General features: G+C 34.9%; 24 protein-coding genes and 1 tRNA gene. 4 read left to right on the plus strand and 21 right to left on the minus strand.

Annotated features, from left to right (window positions below):
• Positions 1 to 10 precede the first annotated feature (10 nt).
• The 7 genes from J2Z38_RS09285 to J2Z38_RS09315 all read right to left on the minus strand — a co-directional run bounded on the left by J2Z38_RS09285 (position 11) and on the right by J2Z38_RS09315 (position 6,343).
• Positions 11 to 295 carry a DUF2273 domain-containing protein gene (locus tag J2Z38_RS09285; protein ID WP_209775016.1) on the minus strand — a complete coding sequence of 95 codons (285 nt, stop codon included), beginning with the start codon at positions 293 to 295 and terminating at the stop codon, positions 11 to 13.
• Positions 282 to 845, minus strand: a complete 564-nt coding sequence (gene amaP / locus J2Z38_RS09290) for an alkaline shock response membrane anchor protein AmaP (RefSeq protein ID WP_209775017.1) — start codon at positions 843 to 845, stop codon at positions 282 to 284. Before amaP ends, J2Z38_RS09285 begins: the two co-directional genes overlap by 14 nt.
• Before the next feature lie 44 nt (positions 846 to 889).
• Entirely contained in the window at positions 890 to 2,812 is a 1,923-nt protein-coding gene (abc-f, locus tag J2Z38_RS09295) for a ribosomal protection-like ABC-F family protein (protein ID WP_209775019.1), read from the minus strand.
• Positions 2,813 to 3,448 (minus strand): redox-sensing transcriptional repressor Rex, encoded by a 636-nt coding sequence (locus tag J2Z38_RS09300; RefSeq protein ID WP_209775021.1) that lies wholly within the window; start codon positions 3,446 to 3,448, stop codon positions 2,813 to 2,815.
• Between the two features lie 2 nt (positions 3,449 to 3,450).
• The gene (locus J2Z38_RS09305; RefSeq protein WP_209775023.1) at positions 3,451 to 4,038 is read right to left on the minus strand and encodes a hypothetical protein; all 588 of its coding nucleotides are present in this window, start codon (positions 4,036 to 4,038) and stop codon (positions 3,451 to 3,453) included.
• Between the two features lie 8 nt (positions 4,039 to 4,046).
• Positions 4,047 to 5,864 (minus strand): translational GTPase TypA, encoded by a 1,818-nt coding sequence (typA, locus tag J2Z38_RS09310; RefSeq protein ID WP_209775025.1) that lies wholly within the window; start codon positions 5,862 to 5,864, stop codon positions 4,047 to 4,049.
• 101 nt (positions 5,865 to 5,965) lie between these two features.
• Entirely contained in the window at positions 5,966 to 6,343 is a 378-nt protein-coding gene (locus tag J2Z38_RS09315) for an ATP-binding protein (protein ID WP_209775027.1), read from the minus strand.
• 152 nt (positions 6,344 to 6,495) lie between these two features.
• On the opposite strand from J2Z38_RS09315, the gene rd reads away from it, so the two are divergent.
• The gene (gene rd, locus J2Z38_RS09320; RefSeq protein ID WP_004828001.1) at positions 6,496 to 6,651 is read left to right on the plus strand and encodes a rubredoxin; all 156 of its coding nucleotides are present in this window, start codon (positions 6,496 to 6,498) and stop codon (positions 6,649 to 6,651) included.
• A 44-nt stretch (positions 6,652 to 6,695) separates the two neighbouring features.
• Here rd and J2Z38_RS09325 read toward each other — a convergent pair whose 3' ends face one another.
• The 5 genes from J2Z38_RS09325 to J2Z38_RS09345 all read right to left on the minus strand — a co-directional run bounded on the left by J2Z38_RS09325 (position 6,696) and on the right by J2Z38_RS09345 (position 11,099).
• Positions 6,696 to 7,586 carry a hypothetical protein gene (locus J2Z38_RS09325; protein ID WP_209775029.1) on the minus strand — a complete coding sequence of 297 codons (891 nt, stop codon included), beginning with the start codon at positions 7,584 to 7,586 and terminating at the stop codon, positions 6,696 to 6,698.
• Between the two features lie 51 nt (positions 7,587 to 7,637).
• Positions 7,638 to 8,576 (minus strand): YitT family protein, encoded by a 939-nt coding sequence (locus tag J2Z38_RS09330; RefSeq protein WP_209775031.1) that lies wholly within the window; start codon positions 8,574 to 8,576, stop codon positions 7,638 to 7,640.
• Positions 8,577 to 8,696: 120 nt separating this feature from the next.
• Positions 8,697 to 9,872, minus strand: a complete 1,176-nt coding sequence (locus tag J2Z38_RS09335) for a coenzyme F420-0:L-glutamate ligase (protein ID WP_209775033.1) — start codon at positions 9,870 to 9,872, stop codon at positions 8,697 to 8,699.
• A gap of 114 nt (positions 9,873 to 9,986) precedes the next feature.
• Positions 9,987 to 10,367, minus strand: coding sequence for a zinc ribbon domain-containing protein (locus tag J2Z38_RS09340; protein ID WP_209775035.1), 381 nt, complete (start codon positions 10,365 to 10,367; stop codon positions 9,987 to 9,989).
• The gene (locus tag J2Z38_RS09345; RefSeq protein ID WP_209775037.1) at positions 10,368 to 11,099 is read right to left on the minus strand and encodes an NAD-dependent protein deacylase; all 732 of its coding nucleotides are present in this window, start codon (positions 11,097 to 11,099) and stop codon (positions 10,368 to 10,370) included.
• Positions 11,100 to 11,310: 211 nt separating this feature from the next.
• On the opposite strand from J2Z38_RS09345, the gene J2Z38_RS09350 reads away from it, so the two are divergent.
• Positions 11,311 to 11,387: transfer RNA gene (locus tag J2Z38_RS09350), tRNA-Pro, on the plus strand.
• Positions 11,388 to 12,331: 944 nt separating this feature from the next.
• Here J2Z38_RS09350 and J2Z38_RS09355 read toward each other — a convergent pair.
• Positions 12,332 to 13,657, minus strand: coding sequence for an alpha-amylase family glycosyl hydrolase (locus J2Z38_RS09355; protein ID WP_209775039.1), 1,326 nt, complete (start codon positions 13,655 to 13,657; stop codon positions 12,332 to 12,334).
• A gap of 101 nt (positions 13,658 to 13,758) precedes the next feature.
• On the minus strand, positions 13,759 to 16,083 hold the full coding sequence (locus J2Z38_RS09360) for a zinc ribbon domain-containing protein (protein ID WP_209775041.1): 2,325 nt from the start codon (positions 16,081 to 16,083) through the stop codon (positions 13,759 to 13,761).
• A 314-nt stretch (positions 16,084 to 16,397) separates the two neighbouring features.
• Here J2Z38_RS09360 and J2Z38_RS09365 point away from each other — a divergent pair, with 314 nt between their 5' ends.
• Complete coding sequence (locus J2Z38_RS09365; RefSeq protein ID WP_209775043.1) at positions 16,398 to 17,882, plus strand: NAD(P)/FAD-dependent oxidoreductase; 1,485 nt, start codon at positions 16,398 to 16,400, stop codon at positions 17,880 to 17,882.
• Between the two features lie 132 nt (positions 17,883 to 18,014).
• Positions 18,015 to 18,731, plus strand: coding sequence for an MIP/aquaporin family protein (locus J2Z38_RS09370; protein WP_209775045.1), 717 nt, complete (start codon positions 18,015 to 18,017; stop codon positions 18,729 to 18,731).
• A 391-nt stretch (positions 18,732 to 19,122) separates the two neighbouring features.
• Here the strand turns inward: J2Z38_RS09370 and J2Z38_RS09375 are convergent, their stop codons facing one another.
• From J2Z38_RS09375 to J2Z38_RS09405, 7 genes are all read right to left on the minus strand, one after another.
• Positions 19,123 to 19,803 carry a transaldolase family protein gene (locus tag J2Z38_RS09375; protein ID WP_209775046.1) on the minus strand — a complete coding sequence of 227 codons (681 nt, stop codon included), beginning with the start codon at positions 19,801 to 19,803 and terminating at the stop codon, positions 19,123 to 19,125.
• Positions 19,804 to 20,038: 235 nt separating this feature from the next.
• A complete protein-coding gene (locus J2Z38_RS09380; RefSeq protein WP_209775048.1) occupies positions 20,039 to 20,851 on the minus strand; it encodes an SDR family oxidoreductase in 813 nt (270 codons plus the stop codon).
• A 1-nt stretch (position 20,852) separates the two neighbouring features.
• On the minus strand, positions 20,853 to 21,215 hold the full coding sequence (locus J2Z38_RS09385) for a PTS glucitol/sorbitol transporter subunit IIA (RefSeq protein WP_209775049.1): 363 nt from the start codon (positions 21,213 to 21,215) through the stop codon (positions 20,853 to 20,855).
• An 8-nt stretch (positions 21,216 to 21,223) separates the two neighbouring features.
• Positions 21,224 to 22,228: a PTS glucitol/sorbitol transporter subunit IIB gene (gene srlE, locus J2Z38_RS09390; protein WP_209775051.1), complete on the minus strand. Its 1,005-nt coding sequence runs from the start codon at positions 22,226 to 22,228 to the stop codon at positions 21,224 to 21,226.
• Entirely contained in the window at positions 22,221 to 22,781 is a 561-nt protein-coding gene (gene srlA / locus J2Z38_RS09395) for a PTS glucitol/sorbitol transporter subunit IIC (protein ID WP_209775053.1), read from the minus strand. The genes srlE and srlA overlap by 8 nt, the downstream gene beginning before the upstream one ends.
• A 12-nt stretch (positions 22,782 to 22,793) precedes the next feature.
• A complete protein-coding gene (locus J2Z38_RS09400) occupies positions 22,794 to 23,234 on the minus strand; it encodes a transcriptional regulator GutM (protein ID WP_209775055.1) in 441 nt (146 codons plus the stop codon).
• 9 nt (positions 23,235 to 23,243) lie between these two features.
• Complete coding sequence (locus tag J2Z38_RS09405) at positions 23,244 to 25,109, minus strand: BglG family transcription antiterminator (protein WP_209775057.1); 1,866 nt, start codon at positions 25,107 to 25,109, stop codon at positions 23,244 to 23,246.
• Between the last annotated feature and the right edge of the window lie 310 nt (positions 25,110 to 25,419).

A 25,419-nucleotide genomic window follows, 5' to 3' on the forward strand; every position in this document is an offset into this window, starting at 1 on the left:
ATTCTTCTCCTTAATTTAAAATCTTCCTTATAATTTGGAGTACTCTTACATCTCTATCAAAATAAGCTCCTATAAAAAAGCCAATTAACATCACTACCCAAATACCCAAGGTTTTGAAAAAACCAAAGTTAAATAGGCAAACAAGGGTCAAAAAGCTAATTACAAGAGAGTTTACCTTGCCCTTATTAATTCGATAAAAGGTGAGAAAAGATTGCCTAGATTTTTCTTTCATATCAAGTTTTCTCATCTCAACATCTACCATACTAGGTTCTTTATTTTTCTTAATTTCTTCCATCGCGTTTCTCTTCTATTTCTTTCTTATCAAGCTTTAAATCCAATCTAATGTCAGTAATTTCTGTAAAATCAGTCAAATTCTTTATAATTTCCGACCTTATTCTTTCCGAAAGGGCCTTTATATCTTCATTGCCAAAATAATCTGCTAAGCATTTCACCTCTATTCTTTGATTTTCAACAATAACAGCCTTAGCGGTCTCGCATTTGACTTCAAAAAACTTGTTGACTGATTTTTCGATCACAGCTTCTAAAGATTTTCTTCTTAGGAGTACAGATCCCTTCTCATCTTCTAAAAGGACATCATAGCCCCTATTAGAATTTTGCTTGAGTGTCACAAGGATAATTATTGAACATACAATCAAAATTATGCCAAGACCAATAAAAAATCCTTTCATAAAGATCTCATTTGATATCAAAGCATTTAGAAATTCAACATCAGTAAAAAAATTGCCAAAGCTATTTATATCTATTCCTATAGCCAAAAATAAGGCTCCCAGGAGGACTAATATTATCAACATAAAAGAATATAGAAATTTCATAAATTTTCCCATACAAGTCTCCTTAGCTAATTAATACCCGTAATCGTCTTCTTCAATCATTCTTCAAGTTCCAAATTAAGGGCCAGCCAAGATTCGTCAAGGTCATCCCTCATGTCTTCAAGGTCCTTCATTTCCCTAAAAAGCTCTGCTACCCTGGCCTGGTCGTCATAAAAACCTTGGGCCAGACTTTCTTTGGTCAAGTCTTTAAGCTTTTTATCAATGTCTTCCATATCTTTTTCTATGTCCTTGATTTTTTTCTTTAATGCCCTTACTTCATCTCTTTTGAGCTTTTCTTTTTTTCTTTCCTTTTTGACTTGAGTCTTGGTTATAGACGATTTTTCTTCTTCTGTCAGACTCATTTCCCTAAGTTTTTCTTGGTAATAATCGTAATTACCAAAGTAAAGGTCCATCCTATCAGCTTTCATATCTAGGATTTTTGAGGCAATCTTATTTAAGAAATACCTGTCGTGGGAAATTATCAAAAGAGTTCCCTCAAAGTCTAGGATGGCATCTTCTAGGATTTCCTTGCTGTCAATGTCTAAGTGGTTGGTTGGCTCATCCATCAAGATAAAATTACAGTCCGAAATCATAAGCTTAAGAAGGGATATTCTCGCCCTTTCCCCACCAGATAGTTCAGAAATTTCCCTAAAGACATCTGTATCATAGAACATAAACTTGGCAAGATAAGACCTTATTTCAAAGTTTGTAAGCATTGGAAAAGTCTCTCTGATTTCATCAAAGATTGTATTTTCTATATTTAATGACTTTTGTTCTTGGTCAAAATAGCCTACATTTACAGCTTCGCCCATCTTTGCTTTTCCACCATCTTGGTAGAGTTCTCCTAGGACGATTTTAAAAAGCGTGGTCTTTCCAACTCCGTTGTCTCCGATGATGGCTGCTCTTTCGTTTCTATAAATATCAAAAGAAATATTTTTAAAAATCTCTTCTCCATCAAAGGACATCCTCAAATCTTCAACCTTTAATACATCCATACCCGATTGGATCCTAGGTGTGAATTTAAGATTCATTGTGTCGGCAAGTTCTATTGGTTTTTCGATTCTCTCCATCTTATCAAGGAGTTTTTGCCTTGACCTTGATTGGGAAATCCCTCTTTTTCTCTTTGACCCGCCTAAGTTTTTAAGCCTGTCGATGATTTCTTCTTGTCTTTCAATTTCTTTTTGCTGGCTCTTATATTGGTGGATTCTAACTTCCATATCCTTTTTTCTCTGGGCCATAAAAGTCGTATAGTTACCAGCATATGACGATAGCCTGCCATTTTCTAGGACCATCATCCTATTTACAGTGGCATCCAAAAAATACCTGTCGTGGGAAATTATTATTGCAGTTCCCTTGTAGTTTTTGATGAAAGTTTCTAGGAAATTTATGGCCTTGATGTCAAGGTGGTTGGTTGGCTCGTCTAATAGTAGAAGGTCTGGTTTTTCAAGTAATAGCCCAGCTAATTCCACCCTTGCCTTTTGGCCACCAGATAGGTCTGAAATTTTCTTATTAAAATCAGCCTTGGCAAAGCCCATGGCAGAAAGGGTGCCTTCTAATTCACTTTCTATAGCATAGCCATTTTTATTATGATAAGTTTCAGATTTTCTTGTGTATTCATCCATGATTGCGGCAAGCTTGTCGGGATCAGTTTCTATACTCATCTTTTTTTCTAGGTCCCTAATATCAGCTTCAAGCTTAATAAGTCCTTCAAAAACCGACAGACAATAATCATAGATAGTCATATCAGAATCAAGGCTTAGGATTTGTTCCAAATACCCAACTTTAACATCTTGTGGGATAAAAATCTTACCATCGTCTGGTCTAAGCCTTCCTGTAAGTATATTAAAAAGGGTAGACTTGCCAGCACCGTTTAGTCCAACCAGTCCTGCCTTATCTCCCTTTTCTAAATTGAAACTTAGGCCAGAAAATATCTCTTTATTTGGATATGATTTGGCCAAGTTCGATACATTAAGTACATTCATTTAAAATATAAAATCCTCTGGGGAATTCATAAAGTATGTCAAGGTAAATAGCGATTCATCAAGGTGAACAGATTCGATAACCGTACCATTTGATACCTTCAAATCAACTGGTGAGAAGTTCCAAATACCCTTGACTCCGCCCTTGCATAAAACATCTGCCACATTTTGTGCCGCTTCCTTTGGTGTGGCAATAATTCCTATATCTATGGTGTTTTTCTCTAAGAAATCAGCCAATTCACTGATATCTCTTACCTTAAGATTGGTATCTGAAAGACTCTTGGCTTTCTTATCAAAAACCGCCTCAAATTCATAACCAAGTTCCCTAAAAGACTGGTATTGATAAAGTGCGTGGCCTATATTACCATAGCCTATAAGGATCAATTTATAATCCTTATCCACACCAATAATCTTTGACAACTCATCAATAAGCTCTTTTACATTGTAGCCATATCCTTGTTGGCCAAAGCAACCAAAGTGGTTTAAGTCTTGCCTAATTTGACTAGCTGTAAGACCTGTTATATCTGATAGTTCTTTTGATGATACCCTAATTATCCCCTTTTCATTAATGCTTTCTAGGTACCTATAGTACTTAGGAAGTCTCTTGATTACAGACAAAGAAATATTTTGTTTAGCCATAATTAAATCTCCGATCCTTGTTCATCTCCATCATTTAAGATGTGAGAATTTAGTATCTGCCTATCCTCATCGCTTAGACTGTCATCCTTACTATCAATCTCAGCAATAATACTGTCTAACTTTTCATCCCTTATTCTTCTCAACTCTTCTTCACTAAGCTCTTTCTCCTCTACTACTTGATCCTTATCCCTTAGTAAAATTAAATTTACAAGGTGGAGAAAATACACAACAACCAGACTCGAATAAAAAATCAGTTGGTTATTGGCAAGGAAGAAAGCGTTATTAATAACGATTTTACGAGGCAAAGCCCTTACAAATATAGCCAAGGCTGATAGGCCATGGATTGATAAAAATGCAAAGGCAATGCTTGTCATTATGGCAAGAAAGATGGAAAAGCCCCTGGCCTTTTTGTTTAAAAGTACATCAAAGCTATAGACAAGCATGCCTAACCATGAGACTAAAAACAAGATATACCACGATAGACTTAAAATCCATCCACTTACAAATCTTTGTGAAAAAGTTAAGAGAAATAAGACAATTATAAGAAAAACCAGCGTTTTACTCATTCTTATTTCAAACTTATTTTCCATAACAACTCCTATTTTTTGGACTTATACCTCTTTTGGGCATCTAGGATTTTTTTCCTAATCCTTAGGTAGTGAGGAGTAATCTCGATTAATTCGTCCTCTTCAACAAATTCCATCATTTCTTCAACACTCATCTTCTTGGCAGGTGTGAGGATGATTGCGTCATCGCTACCACTAGCCCTGGTGTTTGTCATCTTTTTCTTTTTACAAATATTTACGTCAATATCAAGGCCCTTGGCATTTGATCCTACGATTAAACCCTCGTAGATTTCATCGCCTGGCTCGATAAATAATTGACCCCTAGATTGGGCTGCATTTAGGCCGTAGGCTGTTGCAAGTCCTTTTTCTGTTGCAATAAGACTTCCTAGAGGTCTTCTTTCAAGGTCACCCTTGTACCTATCATAGCCTTCAAATTCTGTATTTAAAATACCTGTTCCCTTGGTATCAGTCATAAATTCTGTCCTATAACCGATAAGGCCTCTTGCTGGTATCCTAAAGATTAATCTGGTGTAGCCTGATGCTGATGGGTGCATATCTATCATTTCACCCTTTCTGCGTCCAAGTTTTTCTATGATTGATCCTGTGTATTCTTGGTCAACGTCAATGGTTGCAATCTCGATTGGTTCGAGTTTTTTGCCATTTTCGTCAGTCTTAAACATTACTTCTGGTTTAGAAACTTGGAATTCATAGCCTTCTCTTCTAAGGTTTTCAATTAAAACTGATAGGTGGAGTTCGCCCCTGCCTGAAACCTTGAAGGCCTCGGTTGTATCGGTTGGTTCTACCCTAAGGGAAACGTCTGTTTCTGCTTCTTTGTAGAGCCTATCTCTGATATGCCTACTTGTGACATACTTACCATCACGGCCTGCAAATGGTGAATCATTTACAGAGAAAGTCATGGAAAGGGTTGGTTCAGAAATCTTTGTAAATTCGATTGGCTCGTGGTCACTTTCTGTACCGATGGTATCGCCAATACAAATATCTTCCATACCTGAGATAGCTACAATTGAACCAAACTTAGATTCTTCAACCTCAACCCTGTTTAGGCCGTCAAATTCATAAATTGTTACGATTTTTGACTTAACTAGCCTATCTTTTTCGTTGTAGTTTGTGATGATAGCTGGGGCATTTTTCCTAATTGTGCCACTTTCTACCTTACCAATGGCAATGGTGCCTAGGTAGTCATTATAGTCTGTAGTTGAAACCAAAACCTTAAAGTCATCTGTATCTGGTGCCTCAAAGGCTGGTGTGTATTCTATTATAGTATCTAAAAGATCTGTCATATCATCCTTAACCACATCTTTTTCAAGACTTGCCCAACCTTGTTTGGCTGAAGCAAAGACAAAAGGACTTTCAAGATAAGACTCATCCGCATTAAGTGTAATAAATAAGTCTAGGATTTCATCCTCAACCTCATCTATCCTCTGATCTGGCCTATCGACCTTGTTGATACAAATTATGGCAGGAAGTCCCATTTCTATTGCCTTTTTAAGAACAAACTTAGTTTGTGGCATTGGTCCTTCGTGGCTGTCTACAACAAGAACAACAGATTCCGCCATGTTCAACACCCTTTCAACTTCCCCACCAAAATCAGCATGGCCTGGGGTGTCTATAATATTAATTTTCATATCTTTATAAGATACAGCAGTATTCTTAGCAAGGATAGTGATTCCTCTTTCTTTTTCTATGGTATCGGAATCCATAACCCTTTCTTTAACTGCTTCGTTTTCTCTAAATAAACCTGATGTTTTTAGTAAACCGTCTACAAGTGTTGTTTTTCCGTGGTCTACGTGGGCAATTATTGCTACATTTCTAACATCTTCTCTAATCATTAAATCCTTCTTTCATGCTAACAAATTCTATCAATATATTATACCTAATGTTAATTGATTATCAATTATTGGCAAATAAAAACATCCACTAAAGGATGTTGTTAAGAATTTCGTATTAGACAGGCAATGGTTGAATTATTTATAACTACCTTATCGGACAGCTTCTTTACAAGGTCGATTCCCCTGCCAGATTCAGAAAATTTATGGCTATCGGTCCTGCATTTAATCCCAGTTCCCTGGTCACTGACCTTGATTAGGAGGTAGGACTTATCAAAAACTATTGAAATGTCTATAAGCCTAGTTTTCTCCCTAAGGTTGCCGTGCTTATAGGAATTTGCCACAAGCTCATCCAAAATCAATCTCAGCCTATAGATTTGGTTTTCTTCATAATTTTTTTTATGAAGCACTTCTATAAACTTGTCCCTAAATTTTTTTATATCTTTTAGGTCAGAATTTATGACCTCTCTAATTATCTCCATTCCTATCTCCTAAAAGATTGATACCCCTTTTTGGATTTTCCTATCATTTTCATGGTTTTGCATAAGTTTAGACCTATTCTAAAAGTTTTCTGTTTAAAATTTTAAATCTGTGGTATAATAAGAACATAGTAGATTATGAAAGGAGACATTTTATGAAATACGTATGTACAGCATGTGGATACATTTACGATCCAGCTGAAGGTGATGTTGATAACGGTATAGAAGCCGGTACAGAATTTGCTGATCTTCCAGAAGATTGGGTATGCCCAGTTTGTGGTGTTGGCAAAGATATGTTCGAAGCAGAATAATAAAAAAATTAAGAGGCCCTAGGGCCTCTTTTGTTTTGGAAATTTTATTTATTTGACTTGCGCTTTTCTTTTTTCTCATTATTTCTAATCACAATTCCTATTGCCACTACAAGGGCAATTATAAAGATTAAAGTGATTATCACAATTGGATTTTCTAGGAAAAACACCTCTTCTTCTTCTACTTCGCTTGTAGGGTTAAGGGCTAAAATTTGATTTCTATCTTCCTCATCATTGACCTTATCAGGTTTTACCTCGAGGAGGATTTTTTTCTTTTTTTCCGGAATATTTTCTGAAGAGCTTAAGTCTTTAGCATCAATCCCATTACCAGCGGTCTCGCTTTCACTGATTGACTGGATTTTCTTTGCTGCTTCATTTTCAATTTTTCTTCTCTCTTTGTCTGAGCTTGCAGCTTGGATTTTTTTATTATAATCCTTAAGGACTGCTTCTGTTTGTTGGCTGAGATTTTTGCTAGTTATACTCGCATTTTGCGCTTGCATCTCCGCTAAGGCCTTGGAAAGATTTGAATTTTTATCAAGCTTGGTAACCAAGTCATCTACAACTTTTTCAATCCTTTCCATATCTGGATTTTTATCGCTTGAGGCTTCCTTGGTCTCAGCAGGATTCTCCTTCTTCTCCCTCTTAGCCTTATATACAGAATCCTCGTTTTTTGAATCATTAGCCTTTGGGGAATTTGTTTCTTCTTTTTTGCCTGAATCTTGTTGTGGATTATTAGCTTTATTTCCGTCTTTTTTATCAGGGTCCTTTAGCTGATTTTCATCTTCTTTGACCAGTTCTATAACTTCTGCAGGGATAATTTTTACACCAGGCTTCTGCTCGTCCTTTTCATTTCCTGGTTTGGCATCTGATGCAAAACTAGTAAAACTTAGGTTTAAAGTCAAAAAACTTATTAATATTATTTTTATAATTTTTCGCATCTTCAACCACCTTTCTACTAGTATTTTACCCGCATCAGGCCTTATAAACAATCAGTCGTTATTATCAAGATCAGTGTCTGACGAATACCAACCCTTACCTATAATTGAAGAGGTATTTAGGATGGTAATAAATGAATATGGGTCGATTTTTTTGATAAAGGACCTAAATTTAGCGGACTCGAAATTACTTGTCACACATAGAAAGACCGAAATATTTGTACCCTTGTAAAGGCCCCTGGCATCTATAATTGTTGCTGACCTGTTCAGGTCTTTTTTAATGAAGTTGCCTATTTCTTCAGTCTTTGATGTAATAATTATAAAGAGTTTGGCAGTGTTCATAGAGCCGATTATGGCATCTACGAAAATCCCCTTCATCATAAGACCTAAGATTGAAAATAAACCTATTTCTATACCAAATATCTTAATGGAAGCTATGGTAAAAATTGAATCTACAACAAGAAGTGACTTGCCAACTTCAAGTGATGTGTATTTTTTCATAATCATAGCGATAATATCTGTACCTCCAGATGAAGCTGCTAGGTTAAATAAAATTGCAGAACCAACAGATGACATTAGTAGGGTAAAGACAAGCTCAAGCATCTTATTGTCTGTAAGAGAGCCATTAATTGGGAAAAATCTCTCGAGGGCAAGGGCTGTCAACGAGTTTAAAATGGCAACGTAGCCAGTTCTTATTGTAAATTTCTTACCAAAAATAAAAAATCCTATAACTAATAAAACCACGTTGTAAAAAAGTGTTAGTTGGGGACGGTTAAAGGGCACAAACATAGATGTTATAATACTCATACCCTCTACCCCACCTATTACAAAAGAGTTGGGATATTTAAAAAAGTGGGTTCCACACGCCATAAGAATAGCAGCAAAACTCATCCAAAATAGTTTGTATTCCTTAGTTTTGACATTTCGTTCATCGATATTTCTGATCGGTTGGTTGTCTTTTTGGCCTAAATCAATAGATTTATCGGTTTTCAATTCTACTCTCCAAAATTAATAAAATTTACATCTTTCTGTATGTATCAATTATACAATGAACCAACTTTTATGCTAGTTCCCTAGCCAAAGTTGGTTCATTTACTCATTATTTATTTTTACCTAATCGTTTGAATAATTATCAAAATATCCTTGGATTAAAATAATAGGTGTTCCCTTATCTCCAGAGCCTGAAATTAAGTCAGAAAGCGAACCTAAAAGGTCTGTAATCTGTCTAGGAGTTGTACCTAGTCTCTTATTAGAATCGGTATTTTTATCCTTATTTCTAACTAATCTCTTAAATTCTTCTGCAGCCTCTTCGCTAGAAAGATCTGACAAATCATTGTCTGCTACATATTTTAATTTAAGTTCGTTTGGTGTACCTGTAAGACCACTTGTAAATCCCGGTGAAACAACAGGGTCTGCAAGTTCCCAAATGTGACCAACTGGATCTTTGAAAGCTCCGTCGCCATAAACCATAACCTCAACATGCTTGCCAGTTTCTGCGATAAGTCTCTTTTGAATCTTCTCAACAAATTCTTGGGCATTTCTTGGGAATAGTTTTACAACATTACCTGTAGAAAGATTTGAGCCTAGTAAACCATAATCAGGGTTAAAACCTGAACCATCAACAGACTCTGTAAGAATCTCATCAAGTTTCAAAACTTTTTTAGCGCCAGCTTCTACAAGTTGTCTTTTCACAACATTTCTTGTATGAATAGAAGCAACTAAAATATTATCTGTAAACTTAAGAGCATCTACCGGATTATTTAAAAAGTGAATTTCAGAATTTTTAGCAATTTCACCGTAAAATTCTGGATAATCCATATCAGTAAAGATGTGCTTATAATCTCCAGCAACTTTTCTAAACTCTTCAAGGCTTAATACATCAGTATAAGCATTTACATCTGAATTGAAAAGATCCATCTCGTCCATAACAAGGTTACCAACCTCATCTGATGGGTAAGATAAGCAGATGTGAAGTTTTTTACCTGATAAAGCAAAAGCCTTAAGTAGGATTGAGAATCTATTCCTTGAAAGGATTGGGAAAAGAATCGCAACCTCATCGTTATCAAACTTATTTGCAAAATCCTTAGCAATTTGCTCAATTGAAGCATAATTACCTTGGCTTCTAGCAAGAAGTGACTCAGTAACAGCAACAACGTCCCTATCACGAAGTTTAACCTCTTCTTTAGCTACTTTTTCAACAATATCACCGACAATTTGTACTAAATCGTCACCTTTTTTGACAATTGGTGCCCTAAGGCCCATTGCAACTGTTCCTATTAATCTTGTCATATGTTTCTCCCCTTTCAACCAAATTATACAACCATATCAAAAAAAATAAATACTAAAGTGCAAAAAATTTTAAATTAATTTATATTTCTAAAAAACATAAAAAATGCTAAAAGTCTAGCTTTTAGCATCGAATTTTTCCTTACATTTTGGGCATCTTACCTTAATTTTGCCCTTATTTTTGGGAATTCTTAACTTTTGTCCACAAGAAGGACAAGAAATATACTCAAAGCCATTATCACTAGACTCAGTCTTATTAGCCTTACCCTTGCCAAAAACCCCCTTAATTGGGTCAATCACATTTTCAACAAAGACCTGGTTCTCCTGACTTCTCTTTACAATGTTTGTAGACATGGTCCTAAAAATAGCATAAATTACAATAAAAGAAGATATGCCATTTAAAACTGTAGACTTGATAAAATAAGCCACAACCACTGCCACAATCGCAATCCAAACTAAAAATATTCCGTACTCGTCAATACCGTATTTTCTCTGCACCTAATCACCTACCAAACTATTCATAACTTCGGCAATATCGCCATTTATAATGTAATCTGCAATACTATCTCTTGGAGTAGTATCCTTATTAATCAAAACTAATTTATTGCCCCTATAAAAATCAATGAGGCCAGCCGCAGGATAAACCACAAGACTAGTCCCGCCAACAATCAAAACATCGGCCTGGGCAATTAAATTAACTGCATAGGAAATATTATTTTGATCAAGACCCTCACCATAAAGGACAATATCAGGCCTTACAATACCGCCACACTCATCACAATGAGCCTCAGCTGGAAACTTCTTAACATAGGAAAGGTCAAAATTTTTGCAGCACTTAGTGCAATAATAATCCCTCAAATTGCCATGAAGCTCTATTACATTCTTACTTCCAGCCTCTTGATGAAGACTATCCACATTTTGAGTAATAACAGCCTTAAGCTTGCCCATTTTCTCAAGCTTGGCCAAGGCATAGTGAGCCTTATTAGGCTTAATCCCTTCAAGCATAAGATTTTCCTTACAATAAGTCATAAACTCATCAGGATGGTTTATAAAAAACTCATGGCTAAGCATGTATTCTGGAGAATATTTAGAGTCGTTCTTCCTATTATAAAGTCCAGTAGCCGACCTAAAATCAGGCACACCAGAAGCTGTGGAAACCCCAGCACCCCCAAAAAATACTATATTATTAGAATCGTTAATAATTTTTTTGACTTCATTAAGAGTATCCATAAAACTCCCTTCCTATCTACTATTATTATAGTCTTTATAGGCTGACTTACAAGGAAATTTCAAATGTATTTTACAAAACAAGAAAAATGTGGTACTATATTTATAGACTTTTTTGAAAAGAAAAGACAAAAATAAAAAGAAATCCAAAGAAAAACAATAAAATATTTGACAAAGGATTTTTTATATAGTATATTATAATAGTCAGTGGCGACGGGGTGTGGCGCAGCTTGGTAGCGCGCGTGTTTTGGGAACATGAGGTCGAAGGTTCGAATCCTTTCACCCCGACCATAGATAAACAACCAATCCAGGTTGTTTTTTTATTGCCTAAAAAAGTAACTTTTATACAAATGAGCGACCAAGATGGTTGCTTTTTTTGTTGGTAACACTTCGGCTTTGAGAAGGTGAGGCTCGAAGGTTCGAATCCTTTCACCCCGACCATAGATAAACAACCAATCCAGGTTGTTTTTTTATTGCCTAAAAAAGTAACTTTTATACAAATGAGCGACCAAGATGGTTGCTTTTTTTGTTGGTAACACTTCGGCTTTGGAAAGGTGAGGCTCGAAGGTCCGAATCCTTTCACCGACCATAGATAAACAACCAATCCAGGTTGTTTTTTTATTGCCTAAAAATTAATAACTTTTTACAAGATAAGCAGCCAATAGCATTGCTTTTTTTGTTGGAATCTCTTTGGCTTTGAGAAGGTGAGGCTCGAAGTTTTGAATCCTTTCAACCCGACCATTCAAACAACCATTAGGTTGTTTTTTTATTGCCTAAAAAAGTAACTTTTATACAAATGAGCGACCAAGATGGTTGCTTTTTTTGTTGGTAACACTTCGGCTTTGAGAAGGTGAGGCTCGAAAGTTCGAATCCTTCCCTCGACCATTCAAACAATCAATCAAGGTTGTTTTTTTATTGCCTAAAAAAGTAACTTTTATACAAATGAGCGACCAAGATGGTTGCTTTTTTATTGGTAACACTTCGGCTTTGGAAAGGTGAGGCTCGAAGGTTCGAATCCTTTGGCCCCGACCATAAACATTTATTTTTTTATCTTCAAATACAAGATCCTAGATGATGTAAAAACCATCAATCTTTACCTGGATGACAATAGGATTATGATTTAAAAAAAGGATGAAGATATAAATTAGCAATTCTACACTTAGATGTTTTGAAATTTAAAAACACAAGCTCTAAGAATTTTTTTAGGCTTGTGTTTTTTCAATTCATTAAATTTTCTATAACTCGATTATCACAGCTTGATAAGCGTCTAGGACTTCTGGGTCGTAGTCGTGGTTGTTGTTTTTTATAACCTTGCCATCTTTAATTAAATCGGTAATTTTTTCTTCTATTTCGTAGAAGTCGTCTGTTAGGTTTACTAGGACTACATAGGCCTTGTCCTTGTAGGTTCTTTTGTAGGCGTAGGCTGTTTCGTCTATTGTGAGTGCCTCGTAGTCACCAAGGCCAAAGACTGAGTCTCTTTTTCTAAGCATGATGATGTCATACATGTAGAAGAAAAATGAGTCGGCGTGTTTTAGGTATTCCTTGTAGTTGTTGTCGTATTGGACCATGGTTCCGTAATAATTTTCCACTTCCGAAAACTTTCCAAGCCTTGATTCATCCCACCTTAATGGGATTTTTGCTGAAAAATTAGATTCTTTTTTTAATTTCTCGATAGCTTCTTCTGAATTAAAACCTTCTTCGATATAATTTTCGTATATTTTCTTGATTGCCAAATCGGAAATGGCATCTATATCTATATCATATTCGCTTTTGGCTTCTATTTCTGTTCCCTGATAGATAAAAGGTGCTGTTTTTAAAGAAAAAAGCAGGGTTGCAAGAGCTTCGGTAAGTGGTCTTGCTTCTTCATCATGGTTTAGGATTTTTTCTATAAGCCTTGGACTTTTGAAGTTTTCAAAGTCTAGACCAACAGGCATTTCCCCACTTAAGGACTGGGCCATATCTAGAAATTCGTAAAATTCTTTGTAAGAATTTTTTTCTTTTACTAGACTATTGGCTTTTGAAAAATAAACCATGTCGACCTGGTTTTTAAACTTTTGGTCTACTTTATCAAAGCCTCCAATGAAAATTAGGCCAAATTCTCTTGTTATATTCCTTATTTCTGAAATTATTTCATCGCCAGCCTTTTGAGAATCAGAAGAAAAATCATCGATGTTTTTTATCCTTATCCCCTTGATTCCAATGTCCTTCCAGTGTTCCAACAAATCTGAGATTTCTTCTTTTAAATTATCACCATAAGTCGCAATTAGGTCTTTTGCTTCAAAGTCTAAGATGGTTTTAACCCTGATATACTTGCCCTTTTCGCAAATTCTCCCTACATCTTCAAGGCTTCCAATCTCCTCATCTACCTGGTAAAAATCTATATTCCCATCTTTTTTCGCAAAAATTTGGTTTAATAAAATGTAATTGGCCCCAAGCTGTGAAAGTATGGTAAGCTTGGATCTAAGCCCTTCTAAATCGCCTATTCCATCAGCATTTGAATCTACAAATGATTTTGGATAGGCTTCGTAATATGTTGTTTTTATATCTTTATTTTCTAACATAATGACTCCTTTTGTTTCCCTTATAAAAAAGGCCTAGTGGTGTGAAAATCTCATCATTATTGAAAATTTTGTGTCAATTCACTGGCCACCGGGCCCTTTTATTAAAAGTTTTCTATTTTACTAAAGCTAATTGCGTCAAATTCTCCTTGACTTTCTGCGTTTAGTTTTCCGTTTTGGTATTTGAGGATTATTGGGGTATCAACATTGACCCCCTTAATTGTGGCAGAAATTTCTCCGCCATTATCGCTATAAGATCCTAAATGGACTGCCTTATCTGTTTGGTAAACCAGGCTGCCATCGGACTTAAGTGATATCCTCCTACCGTTTGCTTCGTATTCTCCAACGACTCCGTCAGATGTGGCAAAATGGTCGGTGATATTAGTCTTATTATCTTCTGTCGTATTTAGACCTTCAAGTCCTGCCCCAACATTGGCTAGGGCCTTGTCTATAAAACCAAATCCTTGGTATTCAATTTGATAATACTTATAGTCGCTTTCTACAAAGAACTTGTGGAAGATTTGATTATCTGTTGTGATTGGTCCCGCACTGTAGAACTTGCCGTCAGAATCCTTCGCCTTTTTCACATTTTGATATTCCACAAAGGTGTAGTATTTAAAGCTTGACTGGAAGTTTGAATCAGGAAGTTTTTCAGAAGTTGAAACTTCATAGATTAGGTAGACCTTGTTTTTAATATCCCCGCTGCCATCTTCCTTGATGCCTGTAAATGAACCTAGATATTCGATGTTATCAACATTTATTACATTTTTATACAAAATAGTTTGTTTGATTAACTCTCCAGCCTTGTATTTCAAATCTCCAAGCATTTCATCATTCAAATGAGCTGTAGTGCTTATATATTCAGAATCGGCCCCACTTGCATCATTGGTTTCGCCTTCACCAGCCTTGGCTGTGAAGTTTTTGCTAGTTGGAGATAGGCTTACATTATAGGTTTCCTTTAGGACATCTGCGTTAAAGTTTAGGCTTACCGCCACTTCTTCGCCCTCTTTAATTCCATTTGACTTGGCTGGAATAATGTCAATTGTATGCATAAACTCAGGTGCATCATCGGTTAAACCCGCAGTTAGGGTCATATTTGGACTTTTTCCCTCAAATTTCACATTGATGTAAGCAAATGGATCGGTAAAGTCATCGGTTTTAATGCCATCAATAATTACAGCCTTTGAGGCATTTGACATTAGGACATTGTATTTATCAGAAATCTTGATATTATCAAGATTAGCCATAACTGTAATCTCATCGCCATTTGATAGGCCGCTGTCTTTTGAATATTGGAAGACCACATTATTTTGTAGGTCTGCCGCAAATTCCTGGGCAGGAGAATCATAGGAGCCCTTGTTGTTATCCCTTGAAATATACTTAATTTCATTGCCATAGGCTGAGATTAATTTTTCCGTATCAATACTTGCCTTTGGCACAGCTTGGCCATTTTCTCCCTCATAAGTTAGGGTGATATAATCACTTAAAGGAATTGTTATGTCTTCTGCCTTGTTCATTTTAATATAGAGAGTACCGAGAATTATAGCAAGCAAAATACCAATAAGGGCTATGAGTAAATTTCTTTTTGTGATGTACTTTTCTTTGAAAGACTCAATTGATTGGTTTTTAGCCTCTGGTCTACTTTGAGCTTCTACTTCCTTATTTGCCTTGGTTGGTTCATTTTTTGGCCTAATAATTTCTTCACCTTGTCTAGGTCCTATAAGCTCTTGTCCGCTAGTTTCTGATACTGTTATCTTAGTCTTTTTTGGAATTTTCCTAATTCCTTCAGATATGGTGAGATTTGATAGGTCTTTGTCGTCGCCACTTATAATTTTTTCAACCCTGTCTTCTATATTTTTATTTAACATAGTGGACTTATTATTATCTATAGAATAATCCGTTTTTTTATTTTTCTTAGATTTATTCCTAGAAACCTTGGCTTGGACTTGCTCTATTACCGACTTCTTGTTGTAAGGCGAAGCTTTGCCTCCCAAGTTTTCATACATCCTGCTTTCCTTATCCATCCTATCCAGAGGATCAGGCTTTTCTTCGCCAGGATTAGGATTATCTTCACCAATAGTATTTAATTTGTTTCTATTAACTATTGGTTCATTCAAGATATTCCTATCGGTATGGTCTTCAATAAATTTATGGTCATGGTTTTCATCAATCACAGATTTTTCACTGTCATTTTTTATAGCATAATCCTTTTCAGAATTTGACAGGTCGGCCCCTGTTTTTTCCTCAGAATCATTAGCTGTTTTATTAAATTTAAAATTAAAATTAAGAAGATTTGAAAAACTCTTCTTAGAAGTTGAACCCTCTTGATTTATTTGTTTATCAGGCTCATTTTTGTTAAGCTTGCCCCCGCAAACCGGACAAAAATTGCTGGCCTTATCAATATTCGCACCGCAATGCTCACATTTCATAATAATTCTCCCTTTACATGCTATATATAATATACTTTTAAAAGTCAAAATATAAACTAATTTGTATTAGTCTCTTGAAAATTAACAAAAAATTCTTTTCTAAAAATCTTCTTAAAGTTTCTATGCAAAATTAATAAAAGAAGATAAATTGAAATTAGCAATTTTTTGTGCTATAATATAGAAAAGGTTTACCTAATAAGATAGTGAGAGAGCGCAATTATTTTTGCCGCTCTCTTTTTGTCTTTAGGAGGAGTTTCTTAATATTAACTAAGGTTTGGAATATAAGTCCATTCCCGAAATAGAAAGGATTTTTTATGTATGATGTTATAATTATAGGCGCTGGAGTCACAGGGGCTAGTATAGCAAGGAGGCTTTCTCGTTACAAACTTGATATACTCGTACTCGAAAAAGAAAATGACGTGTCTATGGGAGCTTCAAAGGCCAATTCAGCCATTGTTCACGGTGGCTACGCAGAGCCCCACCACGAACTAAGAGGCCGCATCTGCTATGAAGGCAGGAAAGAATTTAAAAAACTTGATGAAGAATTAAATTTTGGCTTTTTGGAAAATGGTTCTCTTGTCCTTGCCTTTGATGAAGAAGACGAAAAAGAACTAGAAAAACTAATGGCCATGGGCCTTGAAAACGGCCTTGACGATATAGAAATAATCGACCAAGAAAGGCTAAGAGAAATCGAGCCAAATGTTTCAGATAAGGCTACAGCCGCCCTATATTGCAAGGGTGCTGGAGTTTGCTCACCTTATGAATATGTCATAGCCCTAATGGAAAATGCCATTGCAAATGGGACTGACCTTAAACTTGAAAGCAAGGTTACAAATATAGAAAAAAACGACCAAGTATTTACAGTTTTAACTGAAAATGGCGAAAAATATGAAGGAATATTTGTAATTAACGCTTCAGGCCTTGAAGGTGCAAGGGTGTCAGAAATGATTACCGAAACAGATTTTACAATACACCCAAGAAGCGGAGAATACCTACTAATGCAAAAAGGAACTGGTTCAAGGACCAAACAAGTTCTTTTCCAAACCCCAAGTCCAAAGTCAAAAGGCATCTTAGTTACAAGGACCTATCATAACAACCTCCTTCTAGGTCCTGATGCCATTGACGAGGAAGAAATCGACAGGGGAACTCATATAGAAAGGCTGGCTGAAATCTACGATTTGGCTCAAAAATCAGTCAAGGATGACGTTATAAACCTCAAAGAATTTATCAGATCTTTCACAGGTCTTCGTCCTGCCTCATCTACAGGTGATTTTATAATCGAAAACACCAAAACAAATGGTTTTATAAACGTAGTTGGCATCCAGTCACCAGGTATCACCTCTTCTCCAGCCATTGCAAAAATGGTTGAAGAGATTTTAAAGGATTTAGGCCTAAAATTAGAAGATGACCCATCCTACAATCCACAAAGGAAGCCAATTATAAAATATAAGGAACTTGAAGATTTCAATAAGGTTATCAAAAAAGTCGACCTTCCTCTAGGAGACCCAGAAAGGCTCGTCTGCAGGTGTGAACAAGTAAGCGAAAAAACAATCAGAGATGCCATGAATCGTGGCCTTCCTTGCAATAGCTTTGATTCTATCAAGAGAAGGACTAGAGCAGGCATGGGCTTTTGCCAAGGGTCTTTCTGTAGGTCAAGGGTAATAGAAGTCATGGAAGATGAACTCGGCCACCAAGTCAAATCCGATCGTTTTGACTCAGAGCATTCAGGAATTACAAGAGTAAACAAGGCTGACATTAATAAATTTATCAAAACTCTAGAAAAGGAATCAAAAATTTAACAAAAAATTTGCAAAATGATAGGGTCCGTGATATAATATAAATGTAAACATTTTCACAGTTGAATAAATCAGAGACAGAGAGCTAATAACCAAGGTAGTTTTCTGTTTTTTTATTCACAGAAAGGAGAGAAAATGAGAGATATATTTTTAGGCGAAATGGTCGGTACACTCATACTTATTTTATTAGGTAATGGTGTAGTAGCAAACGTTTCTTTGAACAAAAGTGGTATGCAAGGAGCAGGTCCAATCCAAATCACCCTAGCTTGGGGTCTTGCAGTACTTATTCCAGCTACAATATTCGGTGCCCTAACAGGTGCTCACTTCAACCCAGCACTAACAATAGCTTTAGCCTTCAAGGGTGATGTAGCATCTGGCGATGTTCCAGTATACATAGCTGGCCAATTGGTCGGAGCATTCCTTGGTCAATGTTTGGTTTACATCCTATTCAAAGACCACTATGATGCTTCATCTGATAACCCAGTAGGAGTACGAGGTACATTCTGTACAGCACCTTCTATTCCAAACAAAGGCAGAAACCTACTATCAGAAATAATCGGTACCTTTGTACTTGTATTTGCTATCCTTGGTTTTGGTAATGTAGCAGGTGCAGGCGATACTGGTGTAGATAAGCTATATGTTTTTGGCCTAATCGTTTCAATAGGTATGTCACTAGGTGGTTTAACAGGTTATGCTATCAACCCAGCCAGAGACCTTGGTCCAAGAATTGCTTACGTAGTCCTTCCAGTTAAGAACAAAACAGACGCTAACTGGGGATATGGTTGGATTCCAGTAGTAGGCCCAATAATCGGTGGACTTATCGCAGTTATCTTATTTAATTTTATATTCTAGTATAGGAAAACCCCTCGATTGAGGGGCTTTTCTATTGGAAAATTTTCCTTAATAACTTAATCAATTTGCAATCATAAGCCTATTTTAAATTCCCTTTGAAATTTTTATATCGGATCAAATTCCAATTTATATTTGCATCTTATTTTTATATATGTTAAACTAATCATACTCAATATTCTGACCTCCTTGTTTAATTGTGCATGTGATTATCATAATTAAGCAAGGGGCTTTTATTTTTTATTAAATTTAGTTCAATCACCATCTAAATACTAGGTATTTTTTCTTTAATCTTTCGTTTGCACAACTGACTATTGTGGATGAAAAAAGTAGACGAAACCTTAAATTCATCTACTTTAAATATTGTTCTATCATCTCAATCGAGATTTTATATTTATAAAATATCTAAGAAAGTTTGGCCTTCTTCGAGTAAACTTCTAAAATCATCTTCAAAATTTCCTATAGCGAAATCAACATTTCTATCATTTACCAAACCACTAAAGACATCTGGTCCTAAGGTTAGGGCTCCAACTCCTCTTTCCACAAGGTCTAGAACTTGGTTAGAGTTCTTAAAGGAAGCAGCTAAAATTTCTGTACCAAAGTCATTAGCTTCAATTATATTTTGAATCTTTTTAGTCACAGCTAGGCCATCATAACCTAGATTATCAATCCTATTCACATAAGGAGCAAGATACTTTGCTCCTGCCTTGGCTGCGAGAAATCCTTGAAGCGGAGAATAAATACCAGTTGCTGTTATCTTTATCCCTTCTTTTGCAAGTTCTTCCATAGCCTTGAATCCCTCTCCAGAAGATGGGATTTTTATATAAGTGTTTTTTCCAAGCATATCAACAAGTTTTCTAGCTTGAGCCATCATTTCTTCTTTTTTAGTTGCAACAACCTGGCAATGTAGGTCCATATCAGGACCAATTAATTTTCTGATACTAATAAGTCTTTCCTTAGGATTTTCTCCTTCCTTGGCAAGTATAGTAGGATTTGTTGTAACACCATCTATAGGAAATAGTTCTATAAGTCCTTTAATATCAGTAAGGTTAGCATGATCAATTAATAGTTTCATATTTTTCCTTTCTTGCTTCCATCAAATTATCACAGTTTCATATCTTATATATTATGTTATTTTTTATCTTTAAATAAGTTAAACAAATTTGGAAAATTATCTACAAATATAAAAAGGTCATTTTAATATACTTCTTTGGCTTCATTTCCAAAAACATAGCAAATTTCGATATCAAATGACCTTTTTCATAAGAATTTTTTCTTATTTAAATATTTATATTTACTTCAATTATTAACTATCCTCTAGTCTTACCACCTGCAACATTTATTGTAACACCATGGATATATGATGATCTGTCGCTTGCTAGGAATGTTACTAGATTTGCTACTTCTGTTAATTTTCCACTTCTGCCTAGTGGGGTTGTTTTTGTTGATGAGTAGCCTTTCCTAAGATCTTCTATGCTTATTCCTCTTGTGTAGGCTAGGGCTGTTTCATAGGATAGGGTTCTTAGTCCAGTTTCTTCTAATATTCCTGGGGCTACTCCTACTACTCTTACTCCATATTTGCCTAGCTCTTTTGACCAAGATCTTGTGAATGAGTTTACTGCATTTTTACTTGCTGCATAGATTGATTGTCCCTCACTACCTTCTAGACCGGATTCTGAGGACATGTTTATTATTACGCCCTTTTTCTCTTTGACGAAGACTCTTGCTGCTTCTTGTGAGCAGTAGAATAGGCCTTTTAGATTGATGCCTATGATCCTGTCAAAGACTTTGTCATCTAGCTCATATTCGCTATTTTCTTTGTTTGGGTCTACTAATAGTCTTGGGATGTTTATGCCTGCATTATTTACTATTGCATCTAGACTGCCATATTTTTTTAGGGCTACGTCTACTGCAGCTTTTACATCTGATTTTTTTGTTACATCACATATTTGATATACTAGATTTTTTTCGTTTTGGTTTTTAAATTCAGGTTCTTTGTCATTTATATCGCAGGCGATTACATTGGCTCCTACTTCTAGGAGGCCTTCTGTTACTGCCTTGCCTATGCCGGATGCTGCTCCGGTCACTATTACAGTTTTATTTTCTAGGTCTAACCAACTCATTTTATTCCTCCACTATCTTTATAACTGTTCCGTCTTCTATTGGACCAATGTCTACGCTTTCGCATACTATGGCTCCAGGTAATAAGTCATCTACATTACCTGATAGGTTTACAGTTAAGTGTCCAAGATTCACCAAATTCTTTTGAGCTTCAGAGCCTACTGCTAATATTTTAGCTTTTTTTTCATTTACTTTGAAATAAGATCCTTCTTTTATATCTCCGTTTGTCTCTTTTATGTCTATAATATAACAATAGTCTCTTAGTTCATCAGGTGCATTGTCTCCGAAAAAAATTAGCATTTCATCGCCAAATTCACCTATAAGTTCACCATGTTCCTTAACTATATTCTCGTATATAATTTTCATTTTTACTCCTAATATAGTCCAAATGAAGCTAGGTATGCAACAATAACTCTTGGTACACCGATTAAGAATCTAGAATACATTACTGATACAACGCCAACTTCAACAGTTTCTCTTTCTGCTTCTGCTAGTCCAAGTCCAACTGGGATAAAGTCACATGCGTTTTGAGTGTTTATCGCAAAAAGTGCAGGTAAAGCAAGATTTGGTGCTATGTTTCCTCTAGCTATCTCACTACCAATTAGAGTTCCTATAACTTGGCTTATTACCGCTCCTGGTCCAAGTAGCGCTGAAAGCACTGGAAGCGAACACACAAGCCCTAGGATTACAAGCCCTATAATATTGTTTGCTAATGGTATAAGAAGATTAGCAAACCAGTTTCCAAATCCTGATCCTTGTATTATACCGATAAGCATTGCTACAAATGCCATGAATGGAAGTATTGTGTTTATTACAGTTTGAACAGAATTTCTACCAGCTTGGAAGAATATATCTATTACTCTACCAGCTCCCATTCCTACTTTTTGAATAAAGGTATTACCTGATTGTTCAGCAAGAGTTTCTGATACTTTTTTGTCTGCTGTGTAAGTAACTTTTTCTTTATTAGTAGTTTCTTTATTTTTAGCTTCTTTTTTAACCGTTTCCTCATCGCCTTCGATAAGTGTAATTTGTTTTAGACCAACGTCTGATACATATATATCTTCTGTGATATATTGTGCTAGAGGTCCAGATTTACCAGTTGGTGTAACATTTATTGTAGGGATTCCTTTTTTTGGATAAATTCCACATCTTAGTGTTCCACCACAATCTATGATTACTGCAAATATATTTTCTTCTGGAGCTGAAGTTTTAAATCCATTTACTGCTTCACATCCAGTAAGTTCAACTATTTTGTCAACTACATCAGGTTTTGCACCGCCGCCTGTTACATATAAAAGAATATTTTTATCACCTTCCGGTCCTATTACAAGTGGACCACCAAAGCCTGCGCCGCCTTTATTTACTCTAACTTTAGCCATTATGTGCCTCCACGTCTATTGTTCTCTTAAGTTTGATGTTTTGTTGTTTTTCTACATATCTTGTTGTGAAATCTGTTATATATCCTGCAAAGAAATTCATAACTATACCCACAAGCATATATCTTATAGCTAAAGGAACTGTTGATAGGCCTAAAGCCTCAACACCTTGAGCAATTCCTAACCACACGAATAATTCACCTGGATTTATGTGAGGGAATATACCATTGTTTGTATGGCAGTGGTAAGCTCCAGAAGCATAGTATGATGGTTTTTGAAATTCTGGTAAGAATTTACCCATTGATAAAGCCATTGGGTTACCTAGCATGAAAGCTGATACAAATGGTAAAACACCATAAGCTAAAATTCTATTTTTTGAGCAAATTTCTCCAAATCTATTTACTTTATCTTCACCAATAAGGGCTATTAATGCATTCATAAATACTAGAAGCAATAATACTTTTGGAATAATGCCTGTCACCCAGGACATTAGTGTTTCTCCTCCGAGTTCAAACAATCCTATAAAGGACTGAGCTAAATTAACTAAAAAATCCATATAATCTCCTTTTTATTTTTTGAAAATCCCCACAGCTTTTTGGAATGGTGATTTTTCTAGTTCTATTTCCTCTCCATTTTGAACCTTAATGTAGTTAGATTTTGCGTTTAATATGGCTTTGACCAAATTTTTGTGCAACCTAAGTCCTTTTAACATTTCTTCATCTAAATCTCTAATATTTACATTAATAAATTCTTTCTTCTCTTTAAATCTAGCAAGAACTGATACTCCTTGAATATAAGCGTATCTCTTAATATAGCCTATCTCATCCACACAAAACATAACGATTGCTCCAGAGCTTATAGCTCCTTTTTGTATGCCTATGGCTACCTTGCCTTCATCTAGGAACATATTAAAATATTTTTTAAATGAATTCATTTGTAAAAACGTTAAAAAGTACTGCAGGATGTACATTATCAGTATGAAAATCCCTAATTTGATTAGATTACTCATCTATTCTCCTTACCTAAATAAATTAGTCTCTTTAATAAAAAACTCCATTAACTCTGAATAAGACTTTATTTTTGAAATTTTATCAATTAATTTGTCGTCATTAGATATAGTAACAATTTCATCATATAATTTGACTAAGAGTTCATCTAAATTATCCGGAACTCCTACTAAAAATATCAAATTTGGATATGAATTTTCACAAATACCCAGGGCAACTTTTAAAGCATCTGAAGATATATGAGGAAAGGCTACTCTCTCAGTAAATATTTTAGATTTTGAATTTTCTTTTTCTAAAATTCTAGACTCAAAATCATCATCAATTACTTCCCTTTCTTTTAGCATACCTATCATATACTTGAAATTTTCCTCAAAAGAATCGAATTGTAGCTTAAAAAATGTATCTTCATCCAAATTACTCAAAAATATCGATTTCAAAAATCTATTACTTAAAATCATATTTTTGTTTTCTTTTAATACTTGAATTTCTTCTTTAATCAATTGATAATTGAAAATATCATCGCCTGTTATCTGATAAACTTCACTATCGATAGGCTGTTTTAGGATAAGCAAATCAAAACCGCTTAAATCAAGATCAGTGTTATCCAATAATCCAATAGATAAATCATTGTTTAGGTCTTCTGCCTTAAGTTTTTTCTTTAGGGAAGTGTCATTGATTTTTCCTTCTGTGAAAATACCTATTTTAAACCCATTTCTATTTGCTAAATCTAATTTTTCTACAACATATATTTGAAAATAAGTTGCAAGAAAAGATTTTTCAGATTCAGCTACCTTTTTATTTATACTATTTTCAATTACATTAGATGCTATTTCAGCCATTTTGTAGGCTACTCTATAGTCACTTTTTATTTCTTCAATCAAGGGATTGTCTATTTTATAGCCTATTTCTATCCTATTAATAGAAAAATAAACATGGTAAGAAAATTCTTTTGTTAAGTTTCCCAAATCTACTTGAAGTCCCATTTGAATTTTAATGGCTCTAAATATTTCGTTTATAATATCTTCTGTGGATTTCTTAATATCCAAATCTGATATATTATTCAAAATAAGTGGAGTTCTCATGCCCTTAAGAGGTATAAGAATAAATTCAAGTTCATTATCTGTTAAACTTATGCTTAGATACTGTTTTAAATGTTTTCTAAAAATTTCTCCGATTTCATAAATGAAATCTTTATAAAACACATCTGGTCTAATTTCTAAGTTTCCTATAAATTTTCCCTGTCCCGATCTTGTTATCGAGACCATGATAAAACTTACAACTCTTTCTATAGTATCCTCGTCAATTAAATATTGACTTAAGGCCCTTTCAACTATTTTGTTGACCATCATCTCGTTTTTATTCTTTTTTGGAAATTCATAATAACAATTATCAAGGTAAAAATATCTAATGTCAATTTCATCACCGACTATGCTCATGCCAACATTAGGTTTTCCTTCTACCTTTAAATTATAAGTTTCTAAAATCTGATTTAACTTATTGATGTCTTTACTAAGAGTTGATTTTGAGACAATCATATCATCAGATAAGTCACCTAGTGTTAAGTTAGTCTTCTCAAAAAGACTCTTGATGATATATTTATGCCTAAATTTTTCATAATTAAAGTTTAGTTCTTCTTTTTTTATCGAATTTAATACTTTTCTATATCTTGTATAGTTGTATACAAATAAAGATAGTTCCCCCAATCTTGTATCTATTACTGCACAATTTTCTAACTTAACATTTAAGTCTTTGATATCTTTTGCTAGTGTTTTCTTACTCACGTCCAATTTGTATAGTAAGTCTAACTCATCAACAGAGCATATCTCTAAAGTTTCTAATATATAAAGTTCCCTACTATCGAATTTATGCCAAACCATATTTCCTCTTCCTACATTATATTTTTACCCTCCTTGAGTTTAATTATACTATAAGTCAAATAATAATTAATACAGTCTTTTTCTACTTAGTGGAAATTTAGGCTATTATTTGAAATTTTATATTATAGCTAGGTGTTTTCGTATATTTATTTGTTCTTATGATTTGTAAAATTAAAAAAAATCCTCCAAGCTTTTGCCTGGAGGACTTGTTTTTATGGTTCTTTGTCAAATCGTGTTGGTAATTAAAAATCAACTACATTCTTTATCGGGATAGAAATTTCTATCCCCGATTTTTAACTAGCAAATAAAT

Origin of the sequence: Anaerococcus degeneri (assembly GCF_017874475.1) — a bacterium.
Classification (GTDB): Bacteria; Bacillota; Clostridia; order Tissierellales; family Peptoniphilaceae; genus Anaerococcus; species Anaerococcus degeneri.

Coding starts and splice junctions, on each gene's coding strand:
- typA (WP_209775025.1), bottom strand. CDS start 5,864: ATGATTAGAGAAGATGTTAGAAATGTAGCAATAATTGCCCACGTAGAC.
- J2Z38_RS09305 (WP_209775023.1), bottom strand. CDS start 4,038: ATGGAAAATAAGTTTGAAATAAGAATGAGTAAAACGCTGGTTTTTCTT.
- J2Z38_RS09360 (WP_209775041.1), bottom strand. CDS start 16,083: ATGAAATGTGAGCATTGCGGTGCGAATATTGATAAGGCCAGCAATTTT.
- J2Z38_RS09300 (WP_209775021.1), bottom strand. CDS start 3,448: ATGGCTAAACAAAATATTTCTTTGTCTGTAATCAAGAGACTTCCTAAG.
- J2Z38_RS09355 (WP_209775039.1), bottom strand. CDS start 13,657: ATGTTAGAAAATAAAGATATAAAAACAACATATTACGAAGCCTATCCA.
- J2Z38_RS09375 (WP_209775046.1), bottom strand. CDS start 19,803: ATGAAACTATTAATTGATCATGCTAACCTTACTGATATTAAAGGACTT.
- J2Z38_RS09315 (WP_209775027.1), bottom strand. CDS start 6,343: ATGGAGATAATTAGAGAGGTCATAAATTCTGACCTAAAAGATATAAAA.
- J2Z38_RS09370 (WP_209775045.1), top strand. CDS start 18,015: ATGAGAGATATATTTTTAGGCGAAATGGTCGGTACACTCATACTTATT.
- J2Z38_RS09400 (WP_209775055.1), bottom strand. CDS start 23,234: ATGAGTAATCTAATCAAATTAGGGATTTTCATACTGATAATGTACATC.
- J2Z38_RS09380 (WP_209775048.1), bottom strand. CDS start 20,851: ATGAGTTGGTTAGACCTAGAAAATAAAACTGTAATAGTGACCGGAGCA.
- srlA (WP_209775053.1), bottom strand. CDS start 22,781: ATGGATTTTTTAGTTAATTTAGCTCAGTCCTTTATAGGATTGTTTGAA.
- J2Z38_RS09365 (WP_209775043.1), top strand. CDS start 16,398: ATGTATGATGTTATAATTATAGGCGCTGGAGTCACAGGGGCTAGTATA.
- srlE (WP_209775051.1), bottom strand. CDS start 22,228: ATGGCTAAAGTTAGAGTAAATAAAGGCGGCGCAGGCTTTGGTGGTCCA.
- rd (WP_004828001.1), top strand. CDS start 6,496: ATGAAATACGTATGTACAGCATGTGGATACATTTACGATCCAGCTGAA.
- J2Z38_RS09385 (WP_209775049.1), bottom strand. CDS start 21,215: ATGAAAATTATATACGAGAATATAGTTAAGGAACATGGTGAACTTATA.
- J2Z38_RS09345 (WP_209775037.1), bottom strand. CDS start 11,099: ATGGATACTCTTAATGAAGTCAAAAAAATTATTAACGATTCTAATAAT.
- J2Z38_RS09285 (WP_209775016.1), bottom strand. CDS start 295: ATGGAAGAAATTAAGAAAAATAAAGAACCTAGTATGGTAGATGTTGAG.
- amaP (WP_209775017.1), bottom strand. CDS start 845: ATGGGAAAATTTATGAAATTTCTATATTCTTTTATGTTGATAATATTA.
- J2Z38_RS09405 (WP_209775057.1), bottom strand. CDS start 25,109: ATGGTTTGGCATAAATTCGATAGTAGGGAACTTTATATATTAGAAACT.
- J2Z38_RS09335 (WP_209775033.1), bottom strand. CDS start 9,872: ATGACAAGATTAATAGGAACAGTTGCAATGGGCCTTAGGGCACCAATT.
- J2Z38_RS09325 (WP_209775029.1), bottom strand. CDS start 7,586: ATGCGAAAAATTATAAAAATAATATTAATAAGTTTTTTGACTTTAAAC.
- abc-f (WP_209775019.1), bottom strand. CDS start 2,812: ATGAATGTACTTAATGTATCGAACTTGGCCAAATCATATCCAAATAAA.